Source organism: Salmonella enterica subsp. diarizonae, assembly GCF_008692785.1.
GTDB lineage: Bacteria > Pseudomonadota > Gammaproteobacteria > Enterobacterales > Enterobacteriaceae > Salmonella > Salmonella diarizonae.
In genome coordinates this window covers 13,027-28,906 of the sequence record NZ_VXJV01000004.1, presented here as the reverse complement: position 1 = coordinate 28,906, position 15,880 = coordinate 13,027, and the positions used below count along the sequence as shown (strand labels likewise).

Below are 15,880 nucleotides of genomic sequence, written 5' to 3'. Positions count from 1 at the left end.
TGCTTTTGCTGAAGTATCGCCTGATTTCTGCTTTTGTGTTAATACCCGCGGTCATCGCTGCGCTTTTTTTATTGCCGCCGGTGGGGTTCGCCATTATTACGCTGGTTGTCTGTATGCTGGCCGCGTGGGAATGGGGACAGTTAAGCGGTTTCGCCGCGCGTTCACAGCGGGTTTGGCTGGCGGTGCTGTGTGGTCTGTTATTGGCGCTGATGCTATTTTTGTTGCCTGAGTATCATCACAACATTCGTCAACCGCTGGTTGAGATGTCGCTTTGGGCATCGTTAGGCTGGTGGGTTGTCGCACTACTGCTGGTGCTATTTTATCCCGGTTCGGCGGCAATCTGGCGCAACTCAAAAACATTGCGCCTCATTTTCGGCCTGTTAACTATCGTGCCATTTTTCTGGGGAATGCTGGCGCTGCGTGCCTGGCACTATGACGAGAATCATTACAGTGGCGCAATATGGCTACTCTATGTCATGATCCTGGTCTGGGGAGCGGACTCCGGCGCGTATATGTTTGGTAAATTGTTTGGCAAACATAAGCTGGCGCCGAAAGTTTCCCCGGGTAAAACCTGGCAAGGGTTTATCGGCGGGCTTGCTACGGCTGCTGTGATCTCATGGGGTTACGGTATGTGGGCGAATCTGAATGTTGCGCCTGTTATCTTGTTGATTTGCTCTGTGGTTGCGGCACTGGCTTCCGTATTGGGTGATCTCACCGAGAGTATGTTTAAGCGCGAAGCAGGAATTAAGGATAGCGGCCACTTGATTCCAGGACATGGCGGTATTCTGGACCGAATTGACAGCCTGACGGCGGCTGTACCGGTCTTTGCTTGCCTGTTGCTACTGGTGTTCAGGACGCTCTAACGGAAGGTTTTATGCTGAGTATTCTCTGGAATCTGGCTGCATTCATCATCGCACTGGGCGTGCTGATCACTGTGCATGAATTTGGTCATTTCTGGGTTGCCCGGCGCTGCGGTGTGCGTGTTGAGCGCTTTTCCATCGGCTTTGGCAAAGCGCTCTGGCGCCGTACTGACCGGTATGGTACCGAGTATGTCATCGCCCTGATCCCGCTGGGCGGCTATGTCAAAATGCTGGATGAGCGCGCCGAACCGGTAGCGCCGGAATTGCGTCGTCACGCCTTCAATAACAAAACGGTGGGCCAGCGCGCCGCAATTATTGCCGCAGGTCCGGTGGCGAACTTCATTTTTGCTATCTTTGCTTACTGGTTGGTCTTTATCATCGGCGTCCCTGGCGTTCATCCGGTCGTTGGCGAAATAACGCCCAACTCGATTGCTGCGCAGGCGCAAATTGCGCCTGGTACGGAACTTAAAGCCGTTGATGGTATCGAAACCCCTGATTGGGATGCCGTGCGTTTACAACTGGTGTCCAAAATTGGCGACCAGCAGACGACGGTGAGCGTCGCGCCCTTTGGCAGCGACCAGCGGCAGGACAAAACGCTTGATTTACGTCACTGGGCATTTGAGCCTGATAAGCAAGATCCTGTATCTTCTTTAGGGATTCGGCCCCGCGGGCCGCAGATCGAACCGGTACTGTCAGAAGTGCAGGCGAATTCCGCAGCCAGTAAAGCGGGTTTGCAAGCGGGCGACAGGATCGTTAAAGTCGATGGTCAGCCGTTAACGCAGTGGATGAAATTCGTTACGTTTGTACGCGATAATCCCGGTAAGCCGTTAGCGTTAGAGATTGAAAGGCAGGGGAGCGCCTTGTCGTTGACGTTAACGCCGGATACGAAATCGGTTAACGGAAAGGCGGAAGGTTTTGCAGGCGTGGTGCCTAAAATTATTCCTCTGCCGGAAGAGTACAAGACTATACGCCAGTATGGGCCTTTTAGCGCCATCCTCGAAGCCACGGATAAGACGTGGCAGTTGATGAAGCTGACGGTCAGTATGCTGGGTAAATTGATAACCGGTGATGTGAAACTGAACAACCTCAGTGGGCCGATTTCTATCGCTCAGGGGGCTGGGATGTCAGCGGAGTTCGGGGTGATTTATTACCTGATGTTCCTTGCGCTAATCAGCGTGAACTTAGGGATAATCAACCTGTTTCCGCTGCCCGTTCTTGACGGGGGGCATCTGCTGTTCCTGGCGATTGAAAAGCTTAAGGGCGGGCCGGTATCCGAGCGAGTTCAAGACTTTAGTTATCGCATTGGCTCGATTTTGCTGGTGTTGTTAATGGGGCTTGCACTTTTCAATGATTTCTCTCGGTTGTAAGAGAGTTAGTTAGGAAGAACGCATAATAACGATGGCGATGAAAAAGTTGCTCATAGCGTCGCTGCTGTTCAGCAGCGCCACCGTATACGGTGCTGAAGGGTTCGTAGTGAAGGACATTCATTTCGAAGGCCTGCAGCGAGTCGCCGTTGGTGCGGCTCTCCTCAGTATGCCGGTGCGCACAGGCGACACGGTTAATGATGAAGATATCAGTAACACCATTCGCGCTCTGTTCGCCACCGGCAACTTTGAGGACGTCCGCGTCCTGCGCGATGGTGATACCCTTCTGGTTCAGGTAAAAGAACGTCCGACCATTGCCAGCATCACTTTCTCCGGTAACAAATCGGTGAAAGACGACATGCTCAAGCAAAACCTCGAAGCGTCTGGCGTACGTGTTGGCGAGTCTCTGGATCGCACCACGCTGTCTGATATCGAAAAAGGGCTGGAAGACTTTTACTATAGCGTAGGTAAATACAGCGCCAGCGTTAAGGCGGTTGTAACGCCGCTACCGCGCAACCGTGTTGATCTTAAACTGGTGTTCCAGGAGGGCGTATCGGCGAAGATCCAACAGATCAACATCGTCGGTAACCATGCCTTTAGCACCGAAGAACTCATTTCTCATTTCCAGTTGCGTGACGAAGTGCCGTGGTGGAACGTCGTTGGCGATCGTAAATATCAGAAGCAGAAGCTGGCGGGCGACCTTGAAACCTTGCGCAGTTACTATCTGGATCGCGGCTACGCGCGTTTCAATATTGACTCTACGCAAGTGAGTCTGACGCCGGATAAGAAAGGGATCTACATCACCGTCAATATCACCGAAGGCGATCAGTACAAGCTTTCCGGGGTTCAGGTGAGCGGTAACCTGGCCGGGCATTCCGCTGAAATTGAGAACCTGACGAAAATTGAACCGGGCGAGCTCTATAACGGCACCAAAGTGACCAAAATGGAAGATGACATCAAAAAGCTTCTCGGTCGCTATGGTTACGCCTATCCGCGCGTGCAGTCACAGCCTGAAATTAACGACGCCGACAAGACCGTTAAATTACGCGTTAACGTCGATGCCGGTAACCGTTTCTACGTGCGTAAGATCCGTTTTGAAGGCAACGATACCTCAAAAGATTCCGTTCTGCGCCGTGAAATGCGTCAGATGGAAGGGGCGTGGCTGGGCAGCGATCTGGTCGACCAGGGGAAAGAGCGTCTGAACCGTTTGGGTTACTTTGAAACCGTTGATACCGATACGCAGCGCGTTCCGGGCAGCCCGGATCAGGTGGATGTGGTCTACAAGGTGAAAGAGCGTAATACCGGTAGCTTCAACTTCGGTATTGGCTACGGTACAGAAAGCGGCGTTAGCTTCCAGGCCGGCGTTCAGCAGGACAACTGGTTAGGTACAGGCTATTCCGTGGGGATTAACGGAACCAAAAACGACTACCAGACCTACAGCGAACTGTCCGTTACTAACCCATACTTTACCGTTGACGGCGTGAGCCTCGGTGGTCGTATCTTCTATAACGACTTCCAGGCGGACGATGCGGATCTGTCCGACTATACCAACAAGAGTTACGGTACGGATGTAACGCTTGGCTTCCCCATCAACGAGTACAACACGTTGCGCGCGGGCGTAGGGTATGTGCATAACTCCCTGTCCAATATGCAGCCTCAGATAGCGATGGACCGTTATCTTGAGTCGATGGGACATGATGACAGCAGTAGCTTTGCTGCAGATGACTTCACCTTTAACTACGGCTGGACCTACAATAAATTGGACCGTGGCTATTTTCCGACGGATGGCTCAAGAGTTAACCTGACGGGTAAAGTGACAATTCCGGGGTCTGATAATGAATACTATAAAGTGACATTGGATACCGCGACCTATGTACCAATCGATAACGATCACAAATGGGTAGTTCTGGGTCGTACGCGCTGGGGTTATGGGGATGGAATCGGTAGTAAAGAGATGCCGTTCTATGAAAACTTCTATGCCGGGGGCTCAAGTACTGTGCGTGGTTTCCAGTCTAATACCATTGGTCCGAAAGCGGTCTATAAATCTGGTGCACACTCGGGTGATGGAGATAACTACGAAGATTGCTCCCGTACTGATGGTGGGGTATGTGATTCAGACGATGCGGTAGGGGGTAACGCCATGGCGGTCGCTAGCCTGGAATTTATCACGCCGACGCCATTTATCAGTGAGAAATATGCTAATTCGGTGCGTACTTCCTTCTTCTGGGATATGGGTACCGTCTGGGATACAAACTGGCAAGACACTAGCCAGACTCGGGCTGCTGGTGTGCCGGACTACAGCGATCCAAGCAACATCCGTATGTCCGCGGGTATCGCATTACAATGGATGTCCCCATTGGGGCCGTTGGTCTTCTCCTACGCCCAGCCGTTTAAAAAGTACGATGGAGACAAAGCTGAGCAGTTCCAGTTTAACATTGGTAAAACCTGGTAATTGTTCACTGCAAAGGAATGCATTGGTAGTGTAGCGATGACTTTTGGCGATGCCTTCAGGGATCGCCAGGCCACGCAAAGAGCTGTACCTTCGGGTGCAAATGGGATGGTAAGGAGTTTATTGTGAAAAAGTGGTTATTAGCTGCAGGTCTTGGTTTGGCGATGGTAACGTCCGCACAGGCTGCTGACAAAATTGCAATCGTCAACATGGGTAATCTGTTCCAACAGGTTGCGCAGAAGACGGGTGTATCCAATACACTGGAAAACGAGTTTAAAGGCCGTGCGGCTGAACTGCAAAAAATGGAAACCGATCTGCAATCCAAAATGCAGCGTCTGCAATCCATGAAGGCAGGCAGCGATCGTACTAAGCTGGAAAAAGACGTGATGTCTGAGCGCCAGACTTTCGCGCAAAAAGCGCAGGCTTTTGAGAAAGATCGCGCTCGTCGCTCCAACGAAGAACGCGGCAAACTGGTGACTCGTATCCAGACTGCGGTGAAAAAAGTGGCTAACGACCAGAGCATCGATCTGGTGGTAGACGCGAACACCGTTGCTTACAACAGCAGCGATGTGAAAGACATCACCGCTGACGTACTGAAACAGGTTAAATAAGTAATGCCTTCAATTCGACTGGCTGACTTAGCAGAACAGTTGGATGCAGAATTACACGGTGATGGCGATATCGTCATCACCGGCGTTGCGTCCATGCAATCTGCAACAACAGGCCACATTACGTTTATGGTGAATCCTAAGTACCGTGAACACTTAGGTTTATGCCAGGCTTCTGCGGTTGTGATGACGCAGGACGATCTTCCGTTCGCAAAAAGCGCAGCGTTAGTCGTGAAAAATCCCTATCTGACGTACGCGCGCATGGCGCAAATTTTAGACACCACGCCGCAGCCCGCGCAGAATATCGCGCCAAGCGCAGTGATTGATGCGACGGCAACGCTGGGTAGCAATGTTTCAGTCGGCGCGAATGCGGTAATTGAATCTGGCGTACAACTGGGCGATAACGTGGTTATCGGCGCAGGCTGTTTCGTCGGAAAAAATAGCAAAATCGGGGCGGGTTCACGCTTGTGGGCGAACGTAACGATTTACCACGACATTCAGATCGGTGAGAATTGCCTGATCCAGTCCAGTACGGTGATCGGCGCGGATGGTTTTGGTTACGCTAACGATCGTGGCAACTGGGTGAAGATCCCGCAACTGGGCCGGGTCATTATTGGCGATCGTGTCGAGATCGGCGCTTGTACCACCATTGACCGTGGCGCGCTGGATGATACTGTTATTGGCAACGGCGTGATTATTGATAATCAGTGCCAGATTGCACATAACGTCGTGATTGGCGACAATACGGCAGTTGCCGGTGGCGTCATTATGGCGGGTAGCCTGAAGATTGGCCGTTACTGCATGATTGGCGGCGCCAGCGTGATCAATGGGCATATGGAAATATGCGACAAAGTCACGGTAACTGGCATGGGTATGGTGATGCGTCCCATCACGGAACCGGGCGTCTACTCCTCAGGCATTCCGCTGCAACCCAACAAAGTATGGCGTAAAACTGCTGCACTGGTGATGAACATTGATGATATGAGCAAGCGTCTCAAAGCGATTGAGCGCAAGGTTAATCAACAAGACTAACGTTTCGCCTTGTAGTTGCCATTCTTTTCCGGCCTGTCACATTCATACGATTGCGGCAGGCCGTGTTATTATTGCCTTTTTGTATATTTGGACAGGAAGAGTATTTTGACTACTAACACTCATACTCTGCAGATTGAAGAGATTTTAGAGCTTCTGCCGCACCGTTTTCCGTTTTTACTGGTCGATCGCGTGCTGGACTTTGAAGAAGGGCGTTTTCTGCGTGCGGTGAAAAATGTCTCCGTCAACGAGCCGTTTTTCCAGGGGCATTTCCCGGGCAAACCAATTTTGCCAGGCGTATTGATTCTGGAAGCGATGGCGCAGGCAACTGGTATTCTGGCGTTTAAAAGCGTCGGTAAACTGGAGCCCGGTGAGCTGTATTATTTCGCGGGTATTGATGAAGCGCGCTTTAAGCGTCCGGTTGTGCCAGGCGATCAGATGATCATGGAAGTCACTTTCGAGAAAACGCGTCGTGGCCTGACCCGCTTTAAAGGGGTTGCGCTGGTCGACGGTAAAGTTGTGTGCGAAGCAACCATGATGTGTGCTCGTAGCCGGGAGGCCTGATTCGTGATTGATAAATCCGCCTTTATTCATCCTACCGCCATTGTGGAAGACGGCGCTGTACTTGGCGCTAATGTCCACATTGGTCCCTTTTGTATTGTTGGGCCGCAGGTCGAAATTGGTGAGGGAACCGTACTGAAGTCTCATGTGGTCGTGAATGGTCAAACCAAAATCGGCCGCGACAACGAGATTTATCAGTTTGCCTCCATCGGCGAAGTGAACCAGGATCTGAAATATGCTGGTGAGCCGACCCGTGTGGAAATTGGCGATCGTAACCGCATTCGCGAAAGCGTCACCATTCATCGTGGTACAGTGCAGGGCGGTGGGCTGACGAAGGTGGGTAGCGATAATCTGCTGATGATCAATGCGCATGTCGCACATGATTGTACGGTAGGTAATCGCTGTATCCTCGCCAACAACGCCACGCTGGCAGGGCACGTATCAGTCGATGATTTTGCGATCATCGGCGGTATGACGGCAGTTCATCAATTCTGCATTATCGGTGCGCATGTGATGGTCGGCGGCTGCTCCGGCGTAGCGCAGGATGTTCCTCCATATGTGATTGCGCAGGGTAACCATGCGACGCCGTTCGGGGTAAATATCGAAGGGTTGAAGCGTCGCGGCTTTAGCCGTGAAGGGCTGGTAGCGATTCGTAATGCCTATAAGTTGTTGTATCGCAGTGGTAAAACGCTCGACGAAGCGAAGCAGGAAATCGCTGAACTTGCTGAAAAGCATCCGGAAGTGAAGGCGTTTACCGAGTTCTTTGAGCGTTCAACGCGCGGTCCGATTCGTTAATGGTGGCACAGCGTCCTTTAACGATTGCTCTGGTCGCCGGCGAAACGTCCGGCGATATTCTTGGCGCAGGCTTAATTCGTGCGCTGAAAGCGCGCGTACCCAACGCCCGTTTTGTGGGCGTTGCGGGGCCGCGTATGCAGGCTGAAGGGTGTGAAGCCTGGTACGAAATGGAAGAACTGGCGGTCATGGGCATTGTTGAAGTGCTCGGACGTTTACGCCGCTTGCTGCGTATCCGCGCCGATCTGACCCGCCGTTTTACCGAACTCAAGCCCGATGTCTTTGTCGGGATTGATGCCCCTGATTTCAACATTACCCTCGAAGGTAATCTGAAAAAGCAAGGGATCAAGACCATTCATTATGTCAGCCCGTCCGTGTGGGCCTGGCGACAGAAACGCGTTTTCAAAATAGGCAGATCCACCCATATGGTGCTGGCTTTTCTGCCTTTCGAAAAAGCGTTTTACGATAAATTTAACGTCCCGTGCCGCTTTATCGGTCACACCATGGCGGATACAATGCCGCTGGACCCGGATAAAAATGCGGCGCGCGACGTGCTGGGTATCCCGCATAACGCTCATTGTCTGGCGTTACTGCCGGGCAGTCGTGGCGCGGAAGTGGAAATGCTCAGCGCCGATTTCCTGAAAACCGCACAATTGCTGCGACAGCGCTATCCCGATCTGGAAGTGGTAGTGCCGCTGGTGAACGCGAAACGCCGCGAACAGTTTGAAAAAATTAAAGCGGAGGTTGCGCCGGATCTCGCCGTTCATTTGCTGGACGGGATGGGGCGTGAAGCGATGGTTGCCAGCGATGCGGCACTGCTGGCTTCCGGTACAGCGGCGCTGGAGTGCATGCTGGCAAAATGCCCGATGGTGGTGGGATATCGTATGAAGCCCTTCACTTTTTGGCTGGCGAAACGTCTGGTGAAAACCGAGTATGTTTCTTTGCCTAACCTGCTGGCGGGAAGAGAATTAGTCAAAGAGCTGTTGCAGGAGGAGTGCGAACCGCAAAAACTCGCCGAAGCGCTGTTGCCGCTACTGGCGAACGGTAAAACCAGCCATGCGATGCACGACACCTTCCGTGAACTGCATCAGCAGATCCGCTGTAATGCCGATGAGCAGGCGGCAGATGCCGTTCTGGAGTTAGCACAATGATCGAATTTGTTTATCCACACACCCATTTAGTGGCGGGTGTGGATGAAGTGGGCCGTGGCCCGCTGGTGGGCGCAGTAGTGACCGCCGCCGTGATCCTCGATCCGGCTCGCCCGATCGTCGGTCTGAATGATTCCAAAAAATTGTCTGAAAAGCGTCGTCTGGCGTTGTATGACGAGATTAAAGAAAAGGCGTTAAGCTGGAGTCTGGGGCGAGCGGAGCCGCATGAAATTGATGAACTGAATATTTTGCACGCTACAATGCTCGCGATGCAGCGTGCTGTCGCCGGTCTGCATATTGCGCCAGAGTATGTGCTGATCGACGGCAATCGCTGTCCGGATCTGCCGGTGCCGGCAATGGCCGTGGTGAAAGGCGATAGCCGCGTGGCGGAGATTAGCGCGGCCTCTATTCTGGCGAAAGTCACCCGTGACGCCGAAATGGCGGCGCTGGATATCGTTTTTCCTCAGTATGGCTTTGCGCAACACAAAGGTTATCCAACCGCTTTTCATCTGGAAAAGTTGGCACAGTATGGCGCGACGGCGCACCACCGACGCAGCTTTGCGCCTGTTAAACGCGCTCTCGGACTTGCGTCCTGATTCTTGTATCGAGAAATCTGAAGATGTCTGAACCACGTTTCGTCCACCTGCGGGTGCACAGCGACTACTCTATGATCGATGGGCTGGCGAAGACCGGGCCGCTGGTGAAAAAGGCGGCCTCATTAGGTATGCCTGCGCTGGCGATCACCGATTTTACTAACCTCTGCGGTCTGGTGAAGTTCTACGGAGCGGGTCATGGTGCGGGCATTAAACCCATCGTCGGTGCGGACTTTAACGTTCACAACGAACTGTTGGGAGATGAACTGACTCACCTGACGGTACTGGCGGCGAATAATACGGGATACCAGAACCTGACGCTGCTGATCTCGAAAGCGTATCAGCGCGGCTACGGTGCGGCAGGTCCGATTATCGATCGCGACTGGCTGGTAGAGCTTAAAGAAGGTTTGATCCTGCTTTCCGGCGGGCGCATGGGTGATGTAGGCCGCTGTTTGCTACGCGGCAACCAGGCTCTGGTGGAGGAGTGCGTTGCCTTCTATGAAGCGCATTTTTCCGATCGCTATTTTCTGGAACTGATCCGCACCGGCAGACAGGACGAAGAGACATACCTGCATGCCGCGGTCGAACTGGCTGAAACTCGCGGTTTGCCGGTTGTCGCGACGAACGATGTCCGTTTCCTTGAAAGCGATGATTTTGACGCCCATGAAATTCGTGTCGCGATCCACGACGGTTTCACGCTTGACGATCCTAAGCGTCCGCGCAATTACTCGCCGCAGCAATATATGCGCAGCATCGACGAGATGTGCGATCTGTTTGCCGATATTCCGGAGGCGCTGGAAAATACGGTGGAGATTGCCAAACGCTGCAACGTAACGGTGCGTCTGGGTGAATATTTCCTGCCACAGTTCCCGACTGGCGATATGACCACCGAAGATTATCTGGTCAAAAAGTCGAAAGAGGGGCTGGAAGAGCGTCTGGCTTTCCTGTTCCCGGACGAAGAAGAGCGCAAAAAGCGTCGCCCGGAATATGACGAGCGTCTGGATATTGAACTGCAGGTTATCAACCAGATGGGGTTCCCTGGCTACTTCCTCATCGTGATGGAGTTTATCCAGTGGTCAAAAGATAACGGTGTGCCGGTAGGGCCTGGACGTGGTTCCGGGGCCGGTTCGCTGGTGGCCTACGCGCTGAAAATTACCGACCTTGATCCGCTGGAATTTGACCTGCTGTTCGAACGTTTCCTGAACCCGGAACGTGTCTCTATGCCTGACTTCGACGTTGACTTCTGTATGGAGAAACGCGACCAGGTGATTGAGCACGTCGCAGACATGTACGGGCGTGATGCGGTATCGCAAATTATCACCTTCGGTACGATGGCGGCGAAAGCGGTTATCCGCGATGTAGGGCGCGTGCTGGGGCATCCATACGGTTTTGTCGATCGTATCTCCAAGCTGGTGCCGCCCGATCCGGGAATGACGCTGGCAAAAGCCTTTGAAGCGGAACCGCAACTGCCGGAAATTTACGAGGCGGACGAAGAGGTCAGAGCGCTAATCGATATGGCGCGTAAGCTTGAAGGCGTCACTCGTAACGCCGGTAAGCACGCTGGCGGCGTGGTGATCGCGCCGACCAAAATTACCGACTTTGCGCCGCTGTACTGCGATGAAGAGGGCAAACATCCGGTAACCCAGTTTGATAAAAGCGACGTGGAATATGCCGGGCTGGTCAAGTTCGACTTCCTCGGCTTGCGTACGCTGACCATCATCAACTGGGCGCTGGAGATGATCAACAAGCGGCGCGAGAAGAACGGCGAGCCGCCGCTGGATATCGCCGCCATTCCGCTGGACGATAAAAAAAGCTTCGACATGCTGCAACGCTCGGAAACCACGGCGGTCTTCCAGCTTGAATCGCGCGGCATGAAAGATCTGATCAAGCGCCTGCAGCCGGACTGCTTTGAAGATATGATCGCGCTTGTGGCCCTGTTCCGTCCCGGTCCGTTGCAGTCGGGGATGGTAGATAACTTTATCGACCGTAAGCACGGTCGTGAAGAACTCTCTTACCCGGACGTTCAGTGGCAGCATGAAAGCCTGAAGCCGGTACTGGAGCCGACCTACGGCATCATTCTGTATCAGGAACAGGTGATGCAGATTGCCCAGGTACTTTCCGGGTATACTCTCGGCGGCGCGGATATGCTGCGTCGTGCGATGGGTAAGAAAAAGCCGGAAGAGATGGCCAAACAGCGTTCCGTTTTTGAAGAGGGCGCGAAAAAGAACGGTATCGACGGCGAACTGGCGATGAAAATCTTTGACCTGGTGGAGAAATTCGCCGGTTACGGGTTTAACAAATCGCACTCGGCCGCCTATGCGTTGGTTTCTTACCAGACGCTATGGCTGAAGGCGCACTATCCGGCTGAATTTATGGCGGCGGTGATGACTGCCGATATGGACAACACCGAGAAAGTCGTCGGCCTGGTGGATGAGTGTTGGCGGATGGGGCTGAAAATTCTGCCGCCGGATATTAACTCCGGGTTGTACCATTTCCACGTTAACGATGAGGGCGAGATCGTCTACGGCATCGGCGCGATCAAAGGCGTTGGCGAAGGGCCGATCGAAGCGATCATCGACGCGCGTAATCAGGGCGGCTATTTCCGCGAACTGTTTGATCTGTGCGCGCGGACCGATACCAAAAAACTCAACCGCCGGGTGCTGGAAAAGCTGATCATGTCCGGGGCGTTCGACCGGCTGGGTCCGCACCGTGCCGCGCTGATGAACTCATTGGGCGATGCGCTGAAAGCCGCCGACCAGCATGCCAAAGCGGAAGCTATCGGTCAGGCGGATATGTTCGGCGTACTGGCGGAAGAGCCGGAGCAAATTGAACAATCCTATGCCAGCTGCCAGCCGTGGCCGGAGCAGGTGGTATTGGATGGGGAGCGCGAAACGTTGGGGTTGTACCTGACGGGCCACCCCATCAATCAGTATTTAAAAGAAATTGAGCGCTATGTCGGTGGGGTAAGGCTCAAAGACATGCATCCGACAGAACGTGGTAAAGTCACCACGGCTGCGGGGCTCGTGATTGCCGCAAGGGTTATGGTCACCAAGCGCGGCAATCGTATCGGCATCTGTACGCTGGATGACCGTTCCGGGCGTCTGGAAGTGATGTTATTTACCGACGCGCTGGATAAATACCAGCAGTTGCTGGAAAAAGACCGCATACTTATCGTCAGCGGACAGGTCAGCTTTGATGACTTCAGCGGGGGGCTTAAAATGACCGCCCGCGAAGTGATGGATATTGACGAAGCTCGCGAAAAATACGCTCGCGGGCTTGCTATCTCGCTGACGGACAGGCAAATTGATGACCAGCTTTTAAACCGACTCCGTCAGTCTCTGGAACCCCACCGCTCGGGGACCATTCCAGTACATCTCTACTATCAGAGGGCGGATGCGCGTGCGCGACTGCGTTTTGGCGCAACGTGGCGTGTCTCTCCGAGCGATCGTTTACTTAACGATCTGCGTGGCCTCATTGGTTCGGAGCAGGTGGAACTGGAGTTTGACTAATACAGGAATACTATGAGTCTGAATTTCCTTGATTTTGAACAGCCGATAGCAGAGCTGGAAGCGAAAATCGATTCTCTGACTGCGGTAAGCCGCCAGGATGAGAAACTGGATATTAATATCGATGAAGAAGTCCATCGCCTGCGCGAAAAAAGCGTAGAACTGACGCGCAAAATCTTCGCCGATCTCGGCGCATGGCAGGTAGCCCAACTGGCGCGCCATCCGCAGCGTCCGTACACCCTGGATTATGTCCGTCTGGCGTTTGATGAGTTTGATGAGCTGGCGGGCGATCGCGCCTATGCTGATGACAAAGCTATCGTCGGTGGTATCGCGCGTCTGGAAGGGCGACCGGTGATGATTATTGGTCATCAAAAAGGCCGTGAAACCAAAGAAAAAATTCGTCGTAACTTTGGGATGCCAGCGCCGGAAGGCTACCGCAAAGCGCTGCGTTTGATGGAGATGGCCGAGCGCTTCAACATGCCGATCATCACCTTTATCGATACGCCAGGCGCTTACCCAGGCGTGGGTGCGGAAGAGCGCGGTCAGTCTGAAGCTATCGCCCGCAACCTGCGCGAAATGTCGCGTCTGAACGTGCCCATTATCTGTACCGTGATTGGCGAAGGCGGTTCCGGCGGCGCATTGGCGATTGGCGTGGGCGATAAAGTGAATATGCTGCAATACAGCACCTATTCCGTTATCTCTCCGGAAGGTTGCGCTTCCATTTTGTGGAAAAGCGCCGACAAAGCGCCATTGGCCGCTGAAGCGATGGGCATCATCGCGCCGCGTCTGAAAGAACTGAAGCTTATCGACTCCATCATTCCGGAGCCGCTAGGCGGCGCGCACCGCAACCCGGAAGTGATGGCGGCATCGCTGAAAGCACAACTGCTGGAAGACCTGGCCGATCTGGACGTGCTGAGTAAAGACGACCTGAAAAACCGTCGTTACCAGCGTCTGATGAGCTACGGTTACGCCTAATCGCTCCTCATTTTTCACAAAAGGGCCGCTTTGTCGGCCCTTTTTTCGTTTATAGCCTGCTGATGCCGAAATGATGTCACGCTGATGTTTGATGATTAGCGTTCGTCTACCGCTCCCCTGAAACTGCGCCTACTGCCCGCATTTGCGCCGGCAGTCTGTTAACGATATTCAAGGAGAATTAGGATGGCATTACGGAAAACAATGGCCTTAAGCGCGGTCGCCGCCGGAATTGTGTTGAGTATGGCTGGGGCACACGCGGCCTCTTTATTGAGCGCCAGCGAACCGGCAACCATGAAAGCCAGCGAACTTGCGGCAAAAGAAAAAGCCCTGACCAATTTCCCGTTAATGAACGCGGTAAAGTCGTCTATTGCCACGCTGCCGAACAGTGAAGTGGAACTGATTTCCCCGGGACGCGTCGCTAACCCGGCAAACGTAAAACGCGTCGAAAGTATGCTTAAAGAGAGCGACTGGGATTATCTGTTCCCGATGCGCGCGCCGGAATATACCTACAGCAACTTCCTGAAGGCCATCGGTAAATTCCCGGCGGTCTGCGGAACCTATACCGATGGGCGTGACAGCAATGCAATTTGCCGTAAAACGCTGGCAACCATGTTTGCTCACTTCGCACAGGAGACGGGCGGTCACGAAAGCTGGCGTGATATTCCGGAATGGCGTCAGGCGCTGGTTTATCTGCGCGAAGTCGGCTGGACAGAAGGGCAGAAAGGCGGCTACAACGGCGAATGTAACCCGGATGTATGGCAGGGCCAGACCTGGCCGTGCGGTAAAGATAAGGGCGGCGACTTCCTCAGCTATTTTGGCCGCGGGGCAAAGCAGCTTTCTTATAACTACAACTATGGGTCTTTCTCTGACGCGATGTATGGTGACGTTCGCCCACTGCTGGATAAACCCGAGCTGGTAGCGGATACCTGGATGAACCTGGCAAGCGCTGTCTTCTTCTTTGTTTATCCGCAGCCGCCGAAGCCGTCTATGCTGCATGTGATTGACGGTACCTGGCAGCCAAACGATCGCGATAAAGCAAATGGCCTGGTATCAGGTTTCGGCGTCACCATTCAGATCATCAATGGCGGCGTGGAGTGCGGCGGGGCAGATGAGAATGCGCAGTCGCTTAACCGTATCGCCTACTACAAAGAGTTCGCCAACTACCTGAAAGTGCCGGTACCGGCTGACGAAGTGCTGGGCTGTAAAAACATGAAGCAGTTCGATGAAGGCGGCGCTGGCGCGTTACCGATCTATTGGGAGGAGGACTGGGGCTGGAGCGCCGATACTGCGGACGGTAAAACCTATTCCTGCCAGTTAGTTGGATATCAGACGCCGTATACCGCCTTTAAAGAGGGCGACTACACGAAATGCGTACAGCATTATTTCAACGTTAATGTCGTCGATGATAACGGGACCGCTGAACCGGATGTCACTCCATCCCCGGCGCCAGTTACGGATGAAAACGTGGCGCCAGTCGCGCGTATTGCCGGACCGGTCGGGGCGGTGGAAGCCGGTAGTGCGGTTTCACTCAGCGCGGAAGGATCGACCGACGCGAATGGCGACAAGCTTACTTATACCTGGATGTCGCAGGACGGCAAAACGCTGAGCGGCCAGGATAAAGCCGTTGTGATTTTCAATGCGCCTGATGTCACTCAGGACACCCAGTATGTGGTGAATCTGACCGTTAGCGACGGTACGCTCTCCAGCACCGCAGTTTATACGCTGAATGTGAAAGCGAAGGCCGCCGCTGCGGATGACGAAGATAAGACCACCAGCTACCCTGCCTGGAGCAGCAGCCAGAAATGGATTCCAGGCGATATCGTCAACAGTAATGGCGCGTTGTACCAGTGCAAACCGTTCCCGGCGGGCTCATGGTGTAATGTTGCGCCAGCTTACTATGAGCCCGGCGTAGGAATTGCCTGGGCCGATGCATGGAGCGCATTGTAATAAGATAAATCCTGTCGGTGCTCTGCATCGGCAGGATTGCTACTATGC

Annotated in this window: 12 protein-coding genes; all 12 read left to right on the top strand. The window is 53.5% G+C overall.

The window, feature by feature from the left end; translation table 11 throughout:
- Positions 1 to 5 precede the first annotated feature (5 nt).
- The 12 genes from cdsA to F4V72_RS09210 all read left to right on the top strand — a co-directional run bounded on the left by cdsA (position 6) and on the right by F4V72_RS09210 (position 15,832).
- On the top strand, positions 6 to 863 hold the full coding sequence (gene cdsA / locus F4V72_RS09265) for a phosphatidate cytidylyltransferase (RefSeq protein ID WP_000922422.1): 858 nt from the start codon (positions 6 to 8) through the stop codon (positions 861 to 863).
- Between the two features lie 11 nt (positions 864 to 874).
- A complete protein-coding gene (rseP, locus tag F4V72_RS09260) occupies positions 875 to 2,227 on the top strand; it encodes a sigma E protease regulator RseP (protein WP_136058471.1) in 1,353 nt (450 codons plus the stop codon).
- 31 nt (positions 2,228 to 2,258) lie between these two features.
- Entirely contained in the window at positions 2,259 to 4,676 is a 2,418-nt protein-coding gene (bamA, locus tag F4V72_RS09255) for an outer membrane protein assembly factor BamA (protein ID WP_053508744.1), read from the top strand.
- A 122-nt stretch (positions 4,677 to 4,798) separates the two neighbouring features.
- Positions 4,799 to 5,284 carry a molecular chaperone Skp gene (skp, locus tag F4V72_RS09250; RefSeq protein WP_053508742.1) on the top strand — a complete coding sequence of 162 codons (486 nt, stop codon included), beginning with the start codon at positions 4,799 to 4,801 and terminating at the stop codon, positions 5,282 to 5,284.
- A 3-nt stretch (positions 5,285 to 5,287) separates the two neighbouring features.
- A complete protein-coding gene (gene lpxD / locus F4V72_RS09245) occupies positions 5,288 to 6,313 on the top strand; it encodes a UDP-3-O-(3-hydroxymyristoyl)glucosamine N-acyltransferase (RefSeq protein ID WP_001139265.1) in 1,026 nt (341 codons plus the stop codon).
- A 105-nt stretch (positions 6,314 to 6,418) separates the two neighbouring features.
- Positions 6,419 to 6,874, top strand: a complete 456-nt coding sequence (gene fabZ / locus F4V72_RS09240; protein WP_000210741.1) for a 3-hydroxyacyl-ACP dehydratase FabZ — start codon at positions 6,419 to 6,421, stop codon at positions 6,872 to 6,874.
- Between the two features lie 3 nt (positions 6,875 to 6,877).
- Entirely contained in the window at positions 6,878 to 7,666 is a 789-nt protein-coding gene (gene lpxA, locus F4V72_RS09235) for an acyl-ACP--UDP-N-acetylglucosamine O-acyltransferase (protein ID WP_053508740.1), read from the top strand.
- Positions 7,666 to 8,814 (top strand): lipid-A-disaccharide synthase, encoded by a 1,149-nt coding sequence (gene lpxB / locus F4V72_RS09230; protein ID WP_063390136.1) that lies wholly within the window; start codon positions 7,666 to 7,668, stop codon positions 8,812 to 8,814. The genes lpxA and lpxB overlap by 1 nt, the downstream gene beginning before the upstream one ends.
- Positions 8,811 to 9,407: a ribonuclease HII gene (gene rnhB, locus F4V72_RS09225; RefSeq protein WP_053508736.1), complete on the top strand. Its 597-nt coding sequence runs from the start codon at positions 8,811 to 8,813 to the stop codon at positions 9,405 to 9,407. Before lpxB ends, rnhB begins: the two co-directional genes overlap by 4 nt.
- 23 nt (positions 9,408 to 9,430) lie before the next feature.
- Positions 9,431 to 12,913 (top strand): DNA polymerase III subunit alpha, encoded by a 3,483-nt coding sequence (gene dnaE, locus F4V72_RS09220; RefSeq protein ID WP_063390138.1) that lies wholly within the window; start codon positions 9,431 to 9,433, stop codon positions 12,911 to 12,913.
- 12 nt (positions 12,914 to 12,925) lie between these two features.
- Entirely contained in the window at positions 12,926 to 13,885 is a 960-nt protein-coding gene (gene accA, locus F4V72_RS09215) for an acetyl-CoA carboxylase carboxyl transferase subunit alpha (RefSeq protein ID WP_053508731.1), read from the top strand.
- 183 nt (positions 13,886 to 14,068) lie between these two features.
- Positions 14,069 to 15,832 (top strand): chitinase, encoded by a 1,764-nt coding sequence (locus F4V72_RS09210; RefSeq protein ID WP_136058470.1) that lies wholly within the window; start codon positions 14,069 to 14,071, stop codon positions 15,830 to 15,832.
- Positions 15,833 to 15,880: the final 48 nt, after the last annotated feature.